The organism is Actinoplanes sp. KI2 (assembly GCF_025630775.1).
Lineage (GTDB): Bacteria > Actinomycetota > Actinomycetes > Mycobacteriales > Micromonosporaceae > Actinoplanes.
Map to the genome: position 1 here is coordinate 79,388 of NZ_JAOSZE010000008.1, position 15,943 is coordinate 95,330.

17 protein-coding genes and 1 riboswitch are annotated in these 15,943 nt (G+C 71.3%); of the genes, 11 read left to right on the forward strand and 6 right to left on the reverse strand.

Annotation, left to right across the window (positions count from 1 at the left end; all coding sequences use genetic code 11):
- Positions 1-3: 3 nt before the first annotated feature.
- Positions 4-912: a hypothetical protein gene (locus ODJ79_RS10150; protein WP_263023099.1), complete on the reverse strand. Its 909-nt coding sequence runs from the start codon at positions 910-912 to the stop codon at positions 4-6.
- 122 nt (positions 913-1,034) lie between these two features.
- On the opposite strand from ODJ79_RS10150, the gene ODJ79_RS10155 reads away from it, so the two are divergent.
- The 5 genes from ODJ79_RS10155 to ODJ79_RS10175 all read left to right on the forward strand — a co-directional run bounded on the left by ODJ79_RS10155 (position 1,035) and on the right by ODJ79_RS10175 (position 5,713).
- On the forward strand, positions 1,035-2,495 hold the full coding sequence (locus ODJ79_RS10155) for a menaquinone biosynthesis decarboxylase (protein WP_263023100.1): 1,461 nt from the start codon (positions 1,035-1,037) through the stop codon (positions 2,493-2,495).
- On the forward strand, positions 2,492-3,388 hold the full coding sequence (gene mqnP, locus ODJ79_RS10160; protein ID WP_263023101.1) for a menaquinone biosynthesis prenyltransferase MqnP: 897 nt from the start codon (positions 2,492-2,494) through the stop codon (positions 3,386-3,388). The genes ODJ79_RS10155 and mqnP overlap by 4 nt, the downstream gene beginning before the upstream one ends.
- Positions 3,389-3,493: 105 nt before the next feature.
- Positions 3,494-4,009, forward strand: a complete 516-nt coding sequence (locus ODJ79_RS10165) for a SigE family RNA polymerase sigma factor (protein ID WP_263023102.1) — start codon at positions 3,494-3,496, stop codon at positions 4,007-4,009.
- The gene (locus ODJ79_RS10170) at positions 3,990-5,063 is read left to right on the forward strand and encodes a hypothetical protein (RefSeq protein WP_263023103.1); all 1,074 of its coding nucleotides are present in this window, start codon (positions 3,990-3,992) and stop codon (positions 5,061-5,063) included. The genes ODJ79_RS10165 and ODJ79_RS10170 overlap by 20 nt, the downstream gene beginning before the upstream one ends.
- Before the next feature lie 11 nt (positions 5,064-5,074).
- Positions 5,075-5,713, forward strand: coding sequence for a UbiX family flavin prenyltransferase (locus ODJ79_RS10175; RefSeq protein ID WP_263023104.1), 639 nt, complete (start codon positions 5,075-5,077; stop codon positions 5,711-5,713).
- Here ODJ79_RS10175 and ODJ79_RS10180 read toward each other — a convergent pair.
- Positions 5,686-5,961, reverse strand: coding sequence for a BldC family transcriptional regulator (locus tag ODJ79_RS10180; RefSeq protein ID WP_263023105.1), 276 nt, complete (start codon positions 5,959-5,961; stop codon positions 5,686-5,688). The two genes, ODJ79_RS10175 and ODJ79_RS10180, sit on opposite strands and share 28 nt — an antisense overlap.
- 212 nt (positions 5,962-6,173) lie before the next feature.
- Between ODJ79_RS10180 and ODJ79_RS10185 the strand changes: the two genes are divergently transcribed.
- Entirely contained in the window at positions 6,174-6,623 is a 450-nt protein-coding gene (locus ODJ79_RS10185; RefSeq protein WP_020515111.1) for an Lrp/AsnC family transcriptional regulator, read from the forward strand.
- 3 nt (positions 6,624-6,626) lie between these two features.
- On the opposite strand, the gene ODJ79_RS10190 is transcribed toward ODJ79_RS10185, so the two are convergent.
- The 3 genes from ODJ79_RS10190 to ODJ79_RS10200 all read right to left on the reverse strand — a co-directional run bounded on the left by ODJ79_RS10190 (position 6,627) and on the right by ODJ79_RS10200 (position 9,737).
- A complete protein-coding gene (locus ODJ79_RS10190) occupies positions 6,627-7,253 on the reverse strand; it encodes a putative glycolipid-binding domain-containing protein (protein ID WP_263023106.1) in 627 nt (208 codons plus the stop codon).
- An 86-nt stretch (positions 7,254-7,339) separates the two neighbouring features.
- On the reverse strand, positions 7,340-9,037 hold the full coding sequence (locus ODJ79_RS10195; RefSeq protein ID WP_263023107.1) for a DEAD/DEAH box helicase: 1,698 nt from the start codon (positions 9,035-9,037) through the stop codon (positions 7,340-7,342).
- A 241-nt stretch (positions 9,038-9,278) separates the two neighbouring features.
- Complete coding sequence (locus ODJ79_RS10200) at positions 9,279-9,737, reverse strand: hypothetical protein (protein ID WP_263023108.1); 459 nt, start codon at positions 9,735-9,737, stop codon at positions 9,279-9,281.
- Positions 9,738-9,990: 253 nt separating this feature from the next.
- Here ODJ79_RS10200 and ODJ79_RS10205 point away from each other — a divergent pair, with 253 nt between their 5' ends.
- Both ODJ79_RS10205 and ODJ79_RS10210 read left to right on the forward strand, forming a co-directional pair.
- The gene (locus tag ODJ79_RS10205; protein ID WP_263023109.1) at positions 9,991-10,839 is read left to right on the forward strand and encodes a hypothetical protein; all 849 of its coding nucleotides are present in this window, start codon (positions 9,991-9,993) and stop codon (positions 10,837-10,839) included.
- 15 nt (positions 10,840-10,854) lie between these two features.
- Positions 10,855-11,511 (forward strand): hypothetical protein, encoded by a 657-nt coding sequence (locus ODJ79_RS10210; protein WP_263023110.1) that lies wholly within the window; start codon positions 10,855-10,857, stop codon positions 11,509-11,511.
- A 237-nt stretch (positions 11,512-11,748) separates the two neighbouring features.
- Here ODJ79_RS10210 and ODJ79_RS10215 read toward each other — a convergent pair whose 3' ends face one another.
- A complete protein-coding gene (locus tag ODJ79_RS10215; protein WP_263023111.1) occupies positions 11,749-13,410 on the reverse strand; it encodes a C40 family peptidase in 1,662 nt (553 codons plus the stop codon).
- 248 nt (positions 13,411-13,658) lie between these two features.
- Between ODJ79_RS10215 and mqnE the strand changes: the two genes are divergently transcribed.
- The 3 genes from mqnE to ODJ79_RS10230 are packed head-to-tail and all read left to right on the forward strand — an operon-like array spanning position 13,659 to position 15,671.
- Positions 13,659-14,828: an aminofutalosine synthase MqnE gene (mqnE, locus tag ODJ79_RS10220; protein WP_263023112.1), complete on the forward strand. Its 1,170-nt coding sequence runs from the start codon at positions 13,659-13,661 to the stop codon at positions 14,826-14,828.
- A gap of 35 nt (positions 14,829-14,863) precedes the next feature.
- The gene (locus tag ODJ79_RS10225; RefSeq protein WP_263023113.1) at positions 14,864-15,295 is read left to right on the forward strand and encodes a hypothetical protein; all 432 of its coding nucleotides are present in this window, start codon (positions 14,864-14,866) and stop codon (positions 15,293-15,295) included.
- Positions 15,296-15,305: 10 nt separating this feature from the next.
- The gene (locus ODJ79_RS10230; protein WP_263023114.1) at positions 15,306-15,671 is read left to right on the forward strand and encodes a DUF4229 domain-containing protein; all 366 of its coding nucleotides are present in this window, start codon (positions 15,306-15,308) and stop codon (positions 15,669-15,671) included.
- Positions 15,672-15,832: 161 nt separating this feature from the next.
- Positions 15,833-15,890, forward strand: a riboswitch (cobalamin riboswitch).
- The last annotated feature ends 53 nt before the right edge of the window (positions 15,891-15,943 follow it).

Sequence of the window (15,943 nt, forward strand, 5' to 3'; positions counted from 1 at the left end):
CGGTCAAGGGCTTGGGGCGAGCGGGGTGATCGCCGGGTCGGGGTCGCAGTCGCCGGCCGTCCACGTGTCGTAGCGGTTCACCCAGTTCAGGCAGAAGCCGCCGGTGCGCTGCGCCTGCCCCGGCCCGTACCCGGTCAGCGTCGGCACGTCGTCCCGCCAGTAGCGGGACGCGCTTCCGTCCGGCGGGCGCAACTGGACGTTGTCCACGGTCACCGATGGCACCTCGATCCGGGCCGGGCGGCCGTCGGCGACGTGCACCTCGACATACTGCTCGACGTACGCGCTCTGGCCGATCGGCAGGCGCTGCGCGGTCAGCAGGTTCCACCGGTTGTTCCACCACAGCCACGCGCCCCACACCCCGTTCGCGTCGCTGTGCAGGTCGACCCAGACCCGGTCGCCCGGCTTCAGCGCGTACTGGTCGTAGAACTGCCAGGTGCGCGTGTTGGTGTTGAAGGTGTAGATGTGCTGCCGCAGCGGCCCGGCCCAGCCGGTCTGCGCCCAGCCCGCCTCCAGCCAGGCGATGTTGCCGGCGCCCATGTCCCGCTTGACCATGAACCGCGCGGCCACGAAGTCGTAGCTCCCGGGCCGGATCGAACCGTCCACCACGGAGATTCGCCCGGAGACGCCGCTCCACGCGCCGGCCGAGTTGGCGCCCAGGTGGTGATAGCCGGTCGGGGTGAAGCCGGTCTCCTCGGGCCGGGTCAGCCGGACGGCCGACTCGACGATCCGCCCCGCCGCGCGGCACGCGCCGGGGGAGTCTCGCCCGGCCGGCGTGCTGGGCGGGCGGGTCGAGGCCGGCCCGGGCGGGCAAGCGGGCAGTCCGCGGGCCGCCGACACGGCCGGGGCCCCCAGGGCCAGCAGCGCGGTGACCGCACCGAACGCACACCATCGCGCGATGTTCCGAACGTTCACTGTCACCTCGCCGCGTCCGAGCCGATGGGAACAATTGCCCAGTTCAACGCGAACCGGACATCCCGAGTGACGATGATCGCCCCGGTGCGGATCTGTCGCCGGGGTGGTGAACACTGGGTTGCATGGCGCCTCGTGGGTTTCCGTATGACGATCTGCAGAGCTTCCTGTCGGCTCTCGAGGGCGCCGGTGAACTGCACCGGGTCACCGTCCCGGTGGATCCGACGCTGGAGATCAGCGAGGTGGTCACGCGCACCGTCCGGGCCGGCGGGCCGGCCCTGCTCTTCGAACGCCCGACCCGCGGCGAGATGCCGGTGGCGATCAACCTGTTCGCCACCGAGAAGCGGATGGCCATGGCCCTCGGCGTCGACTCGCTCGACGAGGTCGGCGACCGGATCGGCGCGCTGATCAAACCGGAGCTCCCGGTCGGCTGGTCCGGCATCCGCGAGGGCATCGGCAAGGCGCTGCAGCTCAAGTCGCTCCCGCCGAAGAAGGTGAAGACCGCGCCCTGCCAAGAGGTGGTGCTCAAGGGCGACGAGGTCGACCTCGGCCTGCTTCCCGGCCTGCAGGTCTGGCCCGGCGACGGCGGCATCTTCCACAACTTCGGGCTGACCCACACCAAGCACCCCGAGACCGGCAAGCGCAACCTGGGCCTCTACCGCCTCCAGCAGCACTCGAGGAACACGCTGGGCATGCACTGGCAGATCCACAAGGACTCGACGGCGCACCACGCCGTCGCCGAGCGCCGCGGCGAGCGTCTGCCGGTGGCCGTGGCGATCGGCTGCGACCCGGTGGTCTGCTACGCCGCGAGCGCCCCGCTGCCGTCCGACATCGACGAATACCTCTTCGCCGGGTTCCTGCGCGGCGAGCGGGTCGAGATGGTCGACTGCCTGTCCGTCCCGCTGCAGGTTCCGGCGCACGCCCAGGTGGTGCTCGAGGGCTATCTCGAGCCCGGCGAGCGGCAGCCCGAGGGCCCGTTCGGCGACCACACCGGCTTCTACACCCCGGTCGAACCGTTCCCGGTGCTGCACATCGAGACGATGACCATGCGAAAGAAGCCGATCTATCACTCGATCATCACGTCCAAGCCGCCGCAGGAGGACCACGGCCTCGGCAAGGCGACCGAGCGCATCTTCCTGCCGCTGCTGCGCATGCTGATCCCGGACATCGTCGACTACGACATGCCGGCCGCCGGCGTCTTCCACAACTGCGTGATCGTCTCGATCCGGAAGCGCTATCCGAAGCACGCACAGAAGATCATGAACGCGATCTGGGGCGCCCACCTGATGTCGCTGACCAAGCTGATCGTGGTCGTCGACGAGGACTGCGACGTGCACGACTACGCCGAGGTCGCGTTCCGCGCGTTCGGCAACGTCGACTACGACCGCGACCTGCTGCTCGTCCAGGGTCCGGTCGATCACCTCGACCACGCGTCGTACCAGCAGTTCTGGGGCGGAAAGGCGGGCATCGACGCCACCCGTAAGCTGCCGTCCGAGGGCTACACCCGAGGCTGGCCGGCAGAGATGCTCATGTCGAGCGAGGTGGTCGCGCTCGTGGACAAGCGCTGGAAGGAATACGGCATATGACGGCGGTGGCCGCGGTACCGGAGAAGCCGGGCAAGATCAAATCCTTCCTCCAGCTGGTCAAGATCGAGCACTCGATCTTCGCGCTGCCGTTCGCCTATCTCTCCGCGCTGGTTGCGCTCGACCGGCTGGACACCGGCGTCCACTGGCTCGACCTGCTGCTGATCACGATCGCGATGGTCGCGGGCCGCACCTTCGCGATGGCCGCCAACCGCATCCTCGACCGCAAGATCGATGCGCTCAACCCGCGTACCCAGAACCGGGAGCTGGTCACCGGTGCGGTCAGCCTGCGGACCGCCTGGTCCGGCGCGATCGTCTCGCTGGTCGTCATGGCGGTCGCGGCCGGACTGCTGAACCGGCTGTGCCTGGTGCTGTTCCCGCTGGCGGTCATCCCGCTGGTGATCTACCCGTACGCGAAGAGGTTCACGAACTACCCGCACTACGTCCTGGCGCTGGCCCAGGCGGTCGCCCCGGTCGGCGCCTGGCTGGGCATCACCGGCACGTTCGCGGGCTCGGGACCGGCGTGGCTGCTGGGCGTCGCGGTCGGGCTCTGGATCGGCGGGTTCGACATCATCTACGCCTGCCAGGACGTCGAGATCGACCGGCAGATCGGCGTGCACTCGACGCCGGCGCGCTGGGGCGTGCGCACCGCCCTGCACATCTCGACCGTCACGCATGTGGTGACCTTCGCGCTGTTCGTCTGGTTCGGCCAGGTGGTCGGGCTGTCCTGGCTGTGGTGGATCGGCCTGGCGCTGACCGCGGTGGCGTTCGCCTACCAGCACATCGTGGTCACCCCGAACGACCTGTCCAAGGTCAACCGTGCCTTCTTCACCGCGAACGGCTTCGTCGGCATCGCCCTGTTCCTGTTCGCCGTCCTCGACCTCGCGTTCCTCTGAGGCCCGGGCGGTGGTAACCCCGCGGCCATCGTCGTCCGTCCAACTCGGGTGAGCGATAGATCGGGCGGTGGTAACCCCGCGGCCATCGTCGTCCGTCTAACTCGCGTGAGCGATAGAGAGGCCGAGTACCGCGAGTTCGTCGCCGCGCGGATGGAGTCGCTGCGGGGACTGGCGTACCTCACCTGCGGCGACTGGCAGGTGGCCGAGGACGCCGTCTTGGGCGCGCTGGCGAAGATGTACGTGCGGTGGCAGCGGGTCGACAACCCGGATGCCTACGCCCGGACCGCCGTGGTGCGCGCCGCCATCGACGAGACCCGGCGTCCGTGGTGGCGGCGCGAGCAGTCGCACAGCCACGCCGCCATGCCCGATCGCATCGCCCCCGACGAGACGACCGGCGTGGACGAGCGGCTTCGCCTGCGCGCGGCGCTCGGCCGGCTGCCGGTGAAGCAGCGGGCCGTGGTCGTGCTGCGCTTCCTCGAAGGGCTGGGCGTGGAGCAGACCGCCGCCGCGCTGAGCATGCCCGAAGGCACCGTCAAGGCGTACACGGCGCGTGGCCTCACCGCGCTCCGACTGATCCTGGATGAGCGAGCGGAGGGCCGTCATGCGAACCGAACTGTCTGACCTGCTGCACGAGGCGGCCCAGGATCCGCCGCCGCCGCGCTACGGCGTGGACGACGCGGTGCGGGCCGGCAAGCGCCGCCTGCGCCGCCGCCGGGCGGGCTGGATGGCCGGCGCCGCGCTGGCCGTGGCCGTCGCGGTGACCGTGCCACAGCTCGTGACCCGGCCGGCACGGCACGCGCCCACGCCCGCCGCGTCCACCCCGTCGCCCAGCAAGACAGCCGAGATCAACTTTACGTTCAGTGGCTACCCAGCGGGCAGGTTCACCGTCTCCGGCCCGTTCCGCTGGACGCTGGCCGGGATGTCCGCGCCGGTTTGGAAGAACGGCGGCGACCCTGCCTCGCCCGAGGGCATTCTGACCGTCTACCACCCCGGGGTCGCCGATCCGCTCGTCGCCGCGAAGGGCGTCAAACGCACCGCCACCGCCGCGATCGGCGGCCGGCCCGCCTACCTCGCCACCGATCCGGACGCCCCGATGCTGGTCTGGCAGTACGCCGACGACGCGTACGCGATCGTCGCCGCCGCCGCGACCGACTCCGGCGGCTACGCGATGACCAAGGCCGAGATGCGCCAGGTCGCCGTGGCCTTCCAGCTCGGCTCGGTGAGCCCGGTGCGCGTGCCGTTCCGCACCGCGGTCGCGCCGGCGGGCTATCGGCTGGTCGAAACCCAGTGGGACTACGCCAACGACGGTCCGTCCGCCATGGTCCGCCTGCTGCCGGCGAGCGTCGCCACCCCGCAGATCTCCGACGTCGACCACGGCCCGGAGCCGGACCCGCGGAGCCCGTACGCCGATCAACTCCGGATCGAGGTGGTCACTCCGACCGCGGGGGAGTTCGGCGGCAAATCCTCGGGCGGCACCCACTGCCCCGACGACGGCCGGTGCTACCGCTGGCTGCCCGGCGGCAAGTACGTGGTGGAGGCCATCTGCCGGGCCGTCGGCAAGGACTACCTGACCCGGCTGGTCGACGACCTCGAGATCGCCGATCCCGGCGACCGGGCGACGTGGTTCACGGCGAACCGGGCCTTCCCCGCGTCGGCTCTGGTCCGCGGGGAGTAACACTGGGAGGCATGCGTGAACCGTGGGTCGTCGGCGTCTCGGGAGCATCCGGAACGCCGTACGCGAAAGCCGTGCTGACCGCCCTGCTGGACGCCAGTGAATCGGTCGACCTGGTCATCTCCCGCGCCGCCCGGCTCACCCTGCTCGACGAGACCGGCGCCACGGTCCGCGACGGGCACTGGAAGGACGACGTGGCCGCCTGGCTCGGCCGTGACCTGGGCGATCTGGCCTACTGGCCGGCGGGCGACCTGGCGGCCGGGCCGAGCAGCGGCTCCTACCCGGCGAAGGGGATGGTGGTCGTGCCGGCCAGCACCGCCGCGTGCGCGGGCATCGCCATCGGGCTCTCCAAGGACCTGCTGCAACGGGCCGCCGAGGTCAACCTCAAGGAGCGCCGGCGCACGGTGATCGTGCCACGGGAGACCCCGGTCACCCGCAGCCACCTGGAGCACCTGATCGCGTTGCACGACGCCGGGGCGGTGGTGCTGCCGGCCAGCCCCGGCTTCTACGGCTCGGGGGCCGAGGCGACCGCCCAGCAACTCGTCGACTTCGTGGCGGGCAAGGCGCTGGACGCGCTCGGCGTACCGCACACGTTGCTGGCCCGATGGACGGGCCGGCTGAAGGCTCAGCGCAACCCGTTGGGCGGGCCGTAACCCATGCCGGGGTTCGCCGGCCCGGCATTGCGGGGGCGGTTCGCGGCATCGTCCTCGCGCATTTCCTCGACGACGCCGTCGCCCTCGAGCAGGGCGCGCACCTCCGACTCGCGGAACCGGCGGTGGCCACCCGGAGTCCTTATGCTGCCGATACGCCCGGCGGCGGCCCATCGCGTGACCGTCTTGGGGTCGACGCGGAACAGCGCGGCCACCTCGCCCGGTGTCAGCAGACGATCTCCAGTGTCCACAACCCCCTCCTCGCGTCGGTCTTCTGGAGCGGCCGTGATCACGGTGAGTGTCGGCGTGCTCGATCGGGACGTAAAGCCATTAGAGCATTGCCCCGGAACCGAGTCCCTGGAATGCGGAAAAAGCCCTAATTGCGACAGTGATCGTTATCCTGCCGCCGATTCGTCGCTACCGGGCGTGAGTAGCTATCCGGCACCCGATTAGGGTCTGACTCATGGACTCCATCGACCTCCGGCTGATCGACCTGCTACGGGAGAATGCGCGCTCGTCGTACGCCGAGCTGGCCCGTAAGGTCGGACTCTCCGCGCCGGCCGTGCACGAGCGGGTCGGCAAGCTCGAAGCGGCGGGCACCATCCGCGGCTACCGCGCCGACGTCGACCACGAGGCGCTCGGGCTGGGCGTCACCGCGCTCATCGGCATCATCGAGGACTCCGGGGCCGACACCGACGACGTCCTCGCCGCGGTGCGGGCCATGCCCGAGGTGGAGAGCTGCTACTTCATGGCCGGCGTGGAGTCCTACCAGCTGATCGTCCGGGTCGGCACGATCGCCGAGCTCGAGCAGCTGATCGTCCGGATCAACCGCACGCCGGGGGTGGCATCGACGCGTACGGCGATCGCCCTCTCCACGAAATGGGAGAACCGGCCGCAACCCGGCCTGGGGTGAGATTTACTGGATCAGATGGGCCAGCCCCGGATAGTCGACCACGAAACCCTCGTCGTCGACCGTCAGGTCGGCACTGAACGTCTCGCTGGCGTACCGGATTCGGTTGTCGCCGAGCGGGGTGTAGATCTGATCCGCCTGGATCACCTCCAGGCTGGGCACCAGCACCCAGGCGGTGCTGATCCGATGCGCCACGCCCGGCTCCGCCTTGAGCAGGCCGAGCCGCCGGATCGGGAGCGTGTTGGTCAGCGGTGAGCCGCCGAGGTCGACGTCGAACGCCCCGTACAGCAGATCGGGGTCCTCGATGCCGGGGAAACCGGCCCGCGCATGCCCGGCGGCCGCCAGCACCGCGTCGAGGTCGCCCTGCTCGGCGGTCGTGGCGCGCCAGCGCCCGGCGGCCAGCTCGAGTCGCACGCTGCGCCGCCAGCCGGCCCCCTCGGCACTGACGTCCAGGTGGGCCGTCGTCCAGCCGGGCTCGGTCTGCAACTCGTACCGACAGGTGAAGGCGATCGGGTCGACGGCGAGGACGGTACCGCGGGCGTGGAGGCCGGTGCGGGCGTCGACGAGGGCGTGCTCGGCCCCGGTGGTGTCGCGTCGTTCCCAGAACAGCGATGCTGGCGTCGTCGGCGGCATGGCTCTAGCTGTACCCGCAACGAGGCCCCAGCACCAGGTGCTGGGGCCTCGTTTTGCGGTACTTCGTGGCTTCGGGGGAAAGACGATCAGAAGGTACGGGCGGGGCGGGCCCCGAACCGGCCCGACGAGCCGTCGCGGCGGTCGCTCCGCTGGTTGTCCCGGCGGAAACCACCGGTGCGCTCGCCGTTGCGGCCCGAGAAGCCCCGGTCGCTGCGCTGCGGCCGGTCCTCGAACGGGCGCTGCGGCCGGTCACCGAAGGAACGGTCACCGAACGAGCGGTCACCGTCGGTGCGCTCCCCGCGAGGCCGGTCGCCGTAGCCGCTGCGCTGCGGCCGGTCGCCGTAGCTGCTGCGCTGCGGCCGGTCGCCGTAGCTGCTGCGCTGCGGCCGGTCCCCGTACGAACGCTGCGGCCGGTCGCCGAAACGACCCCGCGGCCGCTCGCGACGCGGCTCCGGCTCGTCCACCACCGGGACGCCGGACGGCTCGCGCGCGCCGGTGATCTCGGTCAGCTTCGGGTCGCCCAGGCGCACCCGCACCTCGGCGGGAGCCACCCCGGCCTTGCCCATCATGGCCTGGGTGCTGCGCCGCTGCTTGGGCAGCACCAGCGTCACCACCGCGCCGGACTCGCCGGCCCGCGCCGTACGACCGGCCCGGTGGAGGTAGTCCTTCGGGTCCTTCGGCGGGTCCACATGCACGACCAGCGAGATGCCGTCGACGTGGATGCCGCGGGCCGCGACGTCGGTCGCCACCAGAACGTTGGTGCGACCCTCCTTGAACTCGGCCAGCGTGCGCGTGCGCACCCGCTGGGTCTTGCCGCCGTGCAGCGCGCCGGCCCGGACACCGACCTGGCGAAGCTGCTCGACCAGCCGGTCCACGCCCATCTGCGTACGGGCGAAGACGATCGTCTTGCCGTCGCGGTTGGCGATCGCCGCGGTGATCGGGAACTTCTCCTGCGGCGGGATCAGCAGCGTGTGGTGGTCCATCGTGGACACGCTCGCCTCGGCGGGCGCGGTCGAGTGGGTCACCGGGTCGTGCATGAAGCGCTTGACCAGGGTGTCGACGTCACCGTCGAGAGTGGCGGAGAACAGCAGGCGCTGCGCCTTCTCCGGCGTCTTCGCCAGCAGTTCGGTGACCTCGGGCAGGAAGCCCATGTCGGCCATCTGGTCGGCCTCGTCGAGCACGGTGATCTCGACGTCGGCCAGGTTGCAGGCGCCGCGCTCGATCAGGTCGCCGAGCCGGCCGGGCGTGGCCACGATCACCTCGACGCCGCGCCGCAGCGCGTCCATCTGCCGGTCGTACGGAACGCCGCCGACGGCGGTCTTCAGGAAGACGCCGACCGCGCGGCCGAGCGGCTGCAGCGCGTCGGCCACCTGCATGGCCAGCTCGCGAGTCGGCACCAGGATCAGCGCCTTGGGGTGGTGCGGCCGGGCCCGGCCGCCCTCCGCCACCCGGGCGAGCAGCGGCAGGCCGAAGGCCAGCGTCTTGCCCGAGCCGGTCTGGCCACGGCCGAGAACGTCCCGGCCGGCCAGTGCGTCGGGCATGGTCGCGGCCTGGATCTCGAACGGCGTGGTGATGCCCTCGCGGGTCAGCACGCGCACGATCTCGGACGGCAGACCGAGGTCGGCGAAGCTCTTGGTCGCGACCTCGACGACCTGCTCAGTCTCGGTTTGCTCAGTCGCGGTGGTCTGCTCAGTCGCGGTGGTCTGCTCAGTAGCGGGAGTTTGCTCAGTAGCGGGGGTTTCGAAAACGGACGGGAACGTGCTGGGGTCAGCGAAAGTGGTCAAGAGAACCTCTCTACGGGGGCGCACGCTCGCGAATGGCCCGCCGCGGCTATCGAGAACCCGCCGCTGTAATGCCCGCAAGAACGCCCGTGGCGTGCTCCGTGAAGGCACGCCGCGTGAACAACTGTCATAAGTGTACGGCTCAACGTTTGGGACGCCGACCGCATTCCGCACCCGCAGTGGGCAGGCTCACCCCCCGGCGCAAACCTCGCAAGGATAGGCGGCGCCGGGCAGCTGCGACAACTCAGCCAAAGAACTTCGAAATCGTGTCCGTAAACGCGCTACCGGCCGTGAGCAGGAACACCACACACACCGTCACCAGGAGCCCCAACACCACCGCCATGGCGATAATCACCTTGAGGTTGCTGCGGCGCCGGTCGACGATCTCGTCACGCCAGCCCTGAGCCAGGATGTGGCCGGTCAGCGACCCGGAGTTCTCGACCGGGTTGATCGAGACCGGCATCGTCGCGTCGATCGACGGATAGTCATCGGCGCCGTAAACCGTGCCGCCCAGACCGCGCTGCTGCGGCACGGCCGAGGTGGCCGCCGGATCGAACCCCGGCGGGTAGGCGGGCGGCTGGCTGACCTGGGTCGCCGGCAGCGAAGTCGCACCGAACGGCTGGGTCGCCGAAGCCGGTCCGCCGACCCCGAACGGGTTCGGCGGCGGGCTTGCCGCCGGGTGGGTGGGTGTCGAGGGCGGCATCGTGTACGCCGGGAAGCCGCTCCCGGCCTGCCCAGTGCCGGCCGACGACGGCGCCGCCGGTCCGCCCGCGCCAGTTCCGGGTGCGCTCGGCCCGCCGGTCGGCCATCCGCCGCCACCCGGTCCGCTCGCGCCTGCCGGGTTGCGTGGGCCGGTCGGGCTGCCGGCGCTTGCTCCGCCGGGTGCCGACCCGCCAGGCGTCCAGCCGCCCGCGGTCGATCCACCGGCGTTTGGTCCGGCGGCGCTCGTTCCGGCCGTGCTCGTTCCGGCCGTGCTCGTTCCGGCCGTGCTCGTTCCGGCCGTGCTCGTTCCGGCCGTGCTCGGTCCGGCCGTGCTCGGTCCGGCCGTGCTTGGTTTGCTGAACGCCCATCCGCCGGCGTCCGGTCGGTCGGCGGTCGGTCGTCCGCTGCCCCCGATGCTGGGCGGCGGGAAGATCGGCTGCGGCGGGCCGGGCACGGGGCTCGGGCCGGGGCCGGGCGGCACCGGGCTCGGACCCGGGCCTGGGGGCACCGGGCTGGGACCCGGGCCGGGCGGCACCGGGCTCGGACCGGGCCCGGGCGGCACCGGCGACGGGCCGGGGGGCGTCGGGCTCGGCGCGGGCGACGGCCCTGGCGTCGGGAACGGCCCGGGCTGCGGCGACGGGAACGGCGCCGGCGGCTCGAACGGCTTTGTCGGGTCGGGCCTCGACGGCTCGGGCCGCACCGGTGGAACCGGCACCGGGCGCGGCGGCTCCGGATGCGGGGCAGGCTCCGGCTCGCCCGGCTTGGGCTCACCGGGCTTGGGCTCGCTCGGGCGCGGGTCGCTGGGTTTCGGGTCGCTGGGACGCGGTTCGCCTGGCTTCGAGGGCTCGGGCTCGCCGGGCTCGGGCCGGGCTGGGTCGGGCTCGCCGGGCTTCGGGTCGCTGGGCTTCGGGTCGCTGGGACCCGGGTCGCTCGGCTTTGGGTCGGTGGGGTTGGGGTCGCTCGGCTTTGGGTCGGTGGGGTTGGGGTCGCTCGGCTCGGGACTGTTCGTCGCCGGGCGGGGCGGGACCGTGGCGGAGCCGATCGAGGTCGAGGAGACGACCGGCCGGTCACTCGCGGGCGACTCGGCGGGGCGGGCACCGTAGACGCCGCTCGGCCAGGTGCTGGCCCGGACCGCGCCGGGGTCGGGGTTGATCGAGCCGGGCACGGTTGCCCGGGCAGCGCCGGCGCCCGGTTTGACCGGGATCTCCCGGGAGGAGCCGTCGACCAGCTCGGGGACCAGGCTCTCGGCGGACGGGCTGACCGGCCGCGCGGACCCGGTCACCCGGCCTGGGCCGGAGACGGGTGCGGAGGCGCTGACCGAGCCCGTGGTGCGACCGAGGCCAGAAACCGGGAAGGAGGCGCTGACCGAGCCCGGCGCGCGGCCGGAGGCGCTGGCCGATCCGGGGGTGCTGTCCGGGTTGGAGGTGGGCACGGAGGCGCTGGCCGAGCCCGGCGTGCGGCCGGAGACGCTGGCCGATCCGGGGGTGCGGTCCGGGTTGGAGGTGGGCACGGAGGCGCTGGCCGAGCCCGGCGTGCGGCCGGAGACGCTGGCCGATCCGGGGGTGCGGCCGGGGCCGGAGACGGGGGCGGAGCCGCTGACCGAGCCGGGAGCGCGAGCGGTGCCGGAGGCGGGCACGGATCTGCTCACCGAGCCGGGGCTGCGGTCGGAACCGGGGGCCGGCACCGAGGCCCGGCCACTGACTCCGCTCACCGGAGCGTTGGCGGGCCGGTCGGCCCAGAGCGCGCCGGGGGCGGGCGGTGGCGGCGGAGCGTAGGCCTCGTGGTCGTCACCGGCGGCCGGCTTGGTGCCGTCGTCGTCCGGTGTCGCCTGCCGCTCGTCCATGAATCCTCCCGACCGCGTTCCGACTGTCCGGGACGTCGGGCGCTCCCTTTAACCGTGCCATATCTGCGCGCGTCAGCGCACCCGGCACCAACCCGGCCACTCGCATAGCCGGTGCGTTACCACCGGAAAGGCGATCTTTTACCGCCCTCGCGGACGATAGCCGGGCGGATCAACCCGCGCTGGATGACGACGAAGCGCTGGACGTCGATGCCCTGGACGCCGATGAGCTGGACGTCGATGCGTTCGACGACGATGCGCTGGACGTCGATGCTTTGGACGCCGATGAGCTGGACGCCGATGAGCTGGACGCCGACGAGCTGGCGTGCTCGGTGGCGGTCGCCGAGCTGGTCGACGCGGTCGACGGCGCGGCCGCGCTGGACGTCGTGTCGCCGGCCGGCGCGGCGGCGCTCGTGGTCGTGGTGGGGTCGCTGGCCGGCGCCGATGAGGTCGGCTGGGAGGAGGAGGGCGTGCTGGCCGGCGCCGACGAGGTGGGCGGGGTGGTGGTCGGCTTGCTCGTCGGCGGCGTGGTCGGCTTGCTGGTCGGCTTGCTCGTTGCCGGCGTGGTCGGCTTCGTCGTCGGCTTGGTGGTCGGGGTCGTCGTCGGGCTCGTCGTCGGGTCGGGGTCGGGCGAGCCGAGATCGGGGCCCTCGGTGATGCCGGGGACCGAGCCGAAGACCCGGGTGGCCTGGAACAGCTGCGACCAGCGGACCGGGGTGAGCCGGACGTTGAGGCCGGTGCGCGGGGCCTCGACCATCATGCCGTCGCCGGCGTACATCGCGACGTGATGGATGCCGCGCCAGCTGTTGGAGTAGCTGAAGAAGAGCAGGTCGCCGGGGAGCAGCGAATAGCGGTCGACCACCTTGAGGTGGGTCTGCCAGTACTGGTCGCGGGAGACCCGCTCGAGCGGGAAGCCGACCGAGTGGTACGCCGCGTACATCAGGCCGGAGCAGTCGTACTTGTCGGGGCCCTCCTCGGACCACTCGTACGGGTCGCCGCGCTGCGCCAGCGCGAACTCCAGGGCCTGCACCGCGCGCGAGTCGGCGCCGCGACCCGCCTCGGCGCCCGCCAGGTATTGCTGGCCGAGCGCGTTGTCGACCGCGCTCTCGCTGGCCTCGGCCGCGTTCAGCTCGGCGCGATGCTTGTTTTCGAAGGCCCCCTGCGTGGCCTCCTTCTTGTGGAGCTTGGTGTTCAGCGCGTTGTACTGCTTGGTCAGGTCGTCGACCTTCTGCTTGGCCAGCGCGTTCGCGTCCAGGGCCAGCTGGACGGCGGTCTCCGCGTTATCCAGCTGGACGGCGGCGACCTGGGAGCTGTCGGCGTCGCCGCGCTGCAGGCGGGCGAAGTTGTCGAGGTCGGTGAGGTTGGGGTCGTAGGCACCCGGCGGCATGGCGGCGGCCTGGATCATCGCGCGGGCCGCGGCGGCCGCGGCGTCGGAACGCGCCTGCAGCATCTCGTCGACGGACTTCTGGTACTGCTGCTCGGCGGTGGTCTGCTGGGTGGTGGCCAGGGTGCGGTCGTCGTTGATCTTGATCAGCTGATCGCCCATCGTGGCGATCTCTTCGCGGCCCTTTTCGATCTGCTGCAGGACCGGGCTGGACGCGGCACCCGGGATCGTGTGCCGGACGACCGACTGCGTGTTGGTCTGGCCGGGGAGTTGGAGGGTGCCGAGCGCCATCGGCCGGGAGCCGGGGTCGGGCACCGCGACCGGCGCGACGGGCGCCTGGGCCTGCGCCGCCGTGCCGGGATCGGCCAACGCCGGAACCGGCGTGAACAGGGCTGCGATCGCGGCCGTCGCGGCAGCCGAGAAGCCCGCGGGGCGCCAGGGGTGCGCCATGCGGGTCCGTCGGTCTGCGTGTCGCGATGTGGCCATGAAGCTCCCAGTCCGTGGCCGTGGGTCCGATTTGGTGATCCACTGCCGCTTGGTGTTCCCCTAATTGCTTACCGCATGGCTCACGGGCCTGTCGATTGATCGAAGGTGAAAGAAGGCTGGGAATCACGAGAACGCCGGCCCGACCCGGCCCCGACAGGTGGTGTCACAGGCAAGCCGTAGGCTCATCGCCAGGATCAGGAAAGGGGCCGTACATGGACGCCGGGTTGAAGCGTGAGCTCGAGGCGAAGGTGTATGCAGGCGAGCGGCTGACCCGCGAGGACGGCATCGCGCTGTACGAGTCCGACGACCTCGCCTGGCTCGGCCGCCTCGCCCACCACAGGCGCACCGAGCTGAACGGTGACCGGGTGATGTTCAACGTCAACCGGCACCTCAACCTCACCAACGTTTGCTCGGCAAGCTGCGCCTATTGTTCCTTTCAGCGCAAACCTGGCGAAAAAGATGCATACACCATGCGCATCGACGAGGCGGTGCGCAAGGCCAAGGAGATGGAGGACGAGCAGCTGACCGAGCTGCACATCGTCAACGGCCTGCATCCGACCCTGCCCTGGCGCTACTACCCCAACGTGCTGCGCGAGCTGAAGGCGGCACTGCCCGACGTCAAGCTCAAGTGCTTCACCGCCACCGAGGTCCAGTGGTTCGAGAAGATCAGCGGACTGCCCGCCTCGGAGATCCTCGACGAGCTGATGGCGGCCGGGCTCGAGTCGCTGACCGGCGGCGGCGCCGAGATCTTCGATTGGGAGGTCCGGCAGCACATCGTCGACCACGAGTGCCACTGGGAGGACTGGTCGCGCATCCACCGGCTCGCCCATGAGAAGGGGATGAAGACCCCGGCGACCATGCTCTACGGGCACATCGAGGAGCCGCGGCATCGCGTCGATCACGTGCTGCGGCTGCGCGAGCTGCAGGACGAGACCGGCGGCTTCGCCGTCTTCATCCCGCTGCGCTACCAGCACGACTTCGTCGACTCGCAAGACGGCAAGATCCGTAATCGCCTTCAGTCGCGGACCACGATGGCCGCACCGGCCGAGTCGTTGAAGACGTTCGCGGTCTCCCGCCTGCTGTTCGACAACGTGCCGCACGTGAAGTGCTTCTGGGTCATGCACGGGCTCTCGGTGGCGCAGCTCTCGCTGAACTTCGGCGCCGACGACCTCGACGGCTCGGTGGTCGAGTACAAGATCACACACGACGCCGACGCGTACGGCACGCCGCACACCCTGCACCGCGAGGACCTGCTCGAACTCATCTGGGACGCCGGTTTCCAGCCGGTCGAACGCAACACGCGCTACGAAGTGGTCCGTGAATATGACGAGGCCCCGAGCCTGGCCGATCGACGGAGCGAACCTCAACAGGTCTGGGCGTAAGAGGACACTTCGGCACGGCGTACCCTCGGTTTGTCATGACCGAGACAAAGAGTGAGCGGCGCCCTCGCCGCGACCCCAGCGGACGCCTGGCCACCATCGGCGATCTGCTGGGCACCGCGCTGGCCGGGCTTGTGATCGGTGCTGTTCTGCTGCTGGCCTTCGAGGCGATCCTGGCGCTGACCAGGGTCGCCGACTTCGGCCACACCAGCGGCTGGCTGGCCCTGATCCTCCCGCTGTGGCTGTTCACCGAGGAGTTCCGCGCCGCCCACGAGGCCGGGCCGTACCGTGTCGTGGTGGCCGTGCTGGCCGGTGGCTTCGGCGTGGCCGCCGGCCTCAGTCTCGCGAGCCTCACCGCGCCGGTCTTCCCGGCACTGGCCAGCGGCCTGGCCGCGGCGGGCACGTGCACGGTCGTCTATTGCCTGGTCTGGTTCTACGGCCTCCGGTGGCTGAGCCACCGCGTGGGTTAGGGAGAGAAGAATGAGTCCCGCCGTCAAGTACACGCTCGGCCGTCTGGGCCTGTTCGTGCTGATTTTCGTGCTGCTCCTGCCGCTCCCGCTCAACATCCTGGTCAAGGCGATGATTGCCCTGGCCGTCTCCGCGGTCGCTTCCTACTTCCTGCTCGCCGACTGGCGCAACAAGATGGGCGAGCAGCTGGCCGGCGCCGCCTCCCGCCGCACCGCGGAAAAGCAGCGCCTGCGCGCCGCCCTGGCCGGCGACGAGGAGGCCGCCGCGGCCGGTGACCGGGTGGCCCTGGCCGGCGACGACGAGGCTGTCGCGGATGGTGACCGGGTGGCCCTGGCCGGCGACGAGGATGGCGGCTCCAAGGCTCCGCGCGCCAGCTGACGAAAGGCCGAGCCCTCGGGGCAGGTGACGACGAGCGCGCTCGACTCGGCTCCATCGGCGGCGCGCGCAGCGTCCGGCAGAGATGCAGGTCGCGATGATCGAGGTCGAGCGGAAACCGCCGGTGGGGTGGGGTAGCGTGCCGGGGACCGCGTCGCAGCGAAGCCGGTGAGAAACCGGCGCTGTCCCGCAACTGTGATGCCTCTTTGAGGTCTAGCCAGGTCGCCTGGGCGTCGGTCGCGAAGTAGCGCTCTCGGGGAGGGGCGCCTCGCGGG

Bases quoted from the DNA above. Each gene is read 5' to 3' on its own strand.
- ODJ79_RS10155 (WP_263023100.1), top strand. From the start codon at position 1,035: ATGGCGCCTCGTGGGTTTCCGTATGACGATCTGCAGAGCTTCCTGTCG.
- mqnP (WP_263023101.1), top strand. From the start codon at position 2,492: ATGACGGCGGTGGCCGCGGTACCGGAGAAGCCGGGCAAGATCAAATCC.
- ODJ79_RS10170 (WP_263023103.1), top strand. From the start codon at position 3,990: ATGCGAACCGAACTGTCTGACCTGCTGCACGAGGCGGCCCAGGATCCG.
- ODJ79_RS10175 (WP_263023104.1), top strand. From the start codon at position 5,075: ATGCGTGAACCGTGGGTCGTCGGCGTCTCGGGAGCATCCGGAACGCCG.
- ODJ79_RS10185 (WP_020515111.1), top strand. From the start codon at position 6,174: ATGGACTCCATCGACCTCCGGCTGATCGACCTGCTACGGGAGAATGCG.
- ODJ79_RS10190 (WP_263023106.1), bottom strand. From the start codon at position 7,253: ATGCCGCCGACGACGCCAGCATCGCTGTTCTGGGAACGACGCGACACC.
- ODJ79_RS10200 (WP_263023108.1), bottom strand. From the start codon at position 9,737: ATGCCGCCCTCGACACCCACCCACCCGGCGGCAAGCCCGCCGCCGAAC.
- ODJ79_RS10215 (WP_263023111.1), bottom strand. From the start codon at position 13,410: ATGGCGCACCCCTGGCGCCCCGCGGGCTTCTCGGCTGCCGCGACGGCC.
- mqnE (WP_263023112.1), top strand. From the start codon at position 13,659: ATGGACGCCGGGTTGAAGCGTGAGCTCGAGGCGAAGGTGTATGCAGGC.
- ODJ79_RS10225 (WP_263023113.1), top strand. From the start codon at position 14,864: ATGACCGAGACAAAGAGTGAGCGGCGCCCTCGCCGCGACCCCAGCGGA.
- ODJ79_RS10230 (WP_263023114.1), top strand. From the start codon at position 15,306: ATGAGTCCCGCCGTCAAGTACACGCTCGGCCGTCTGGGCCTGTTCGTG.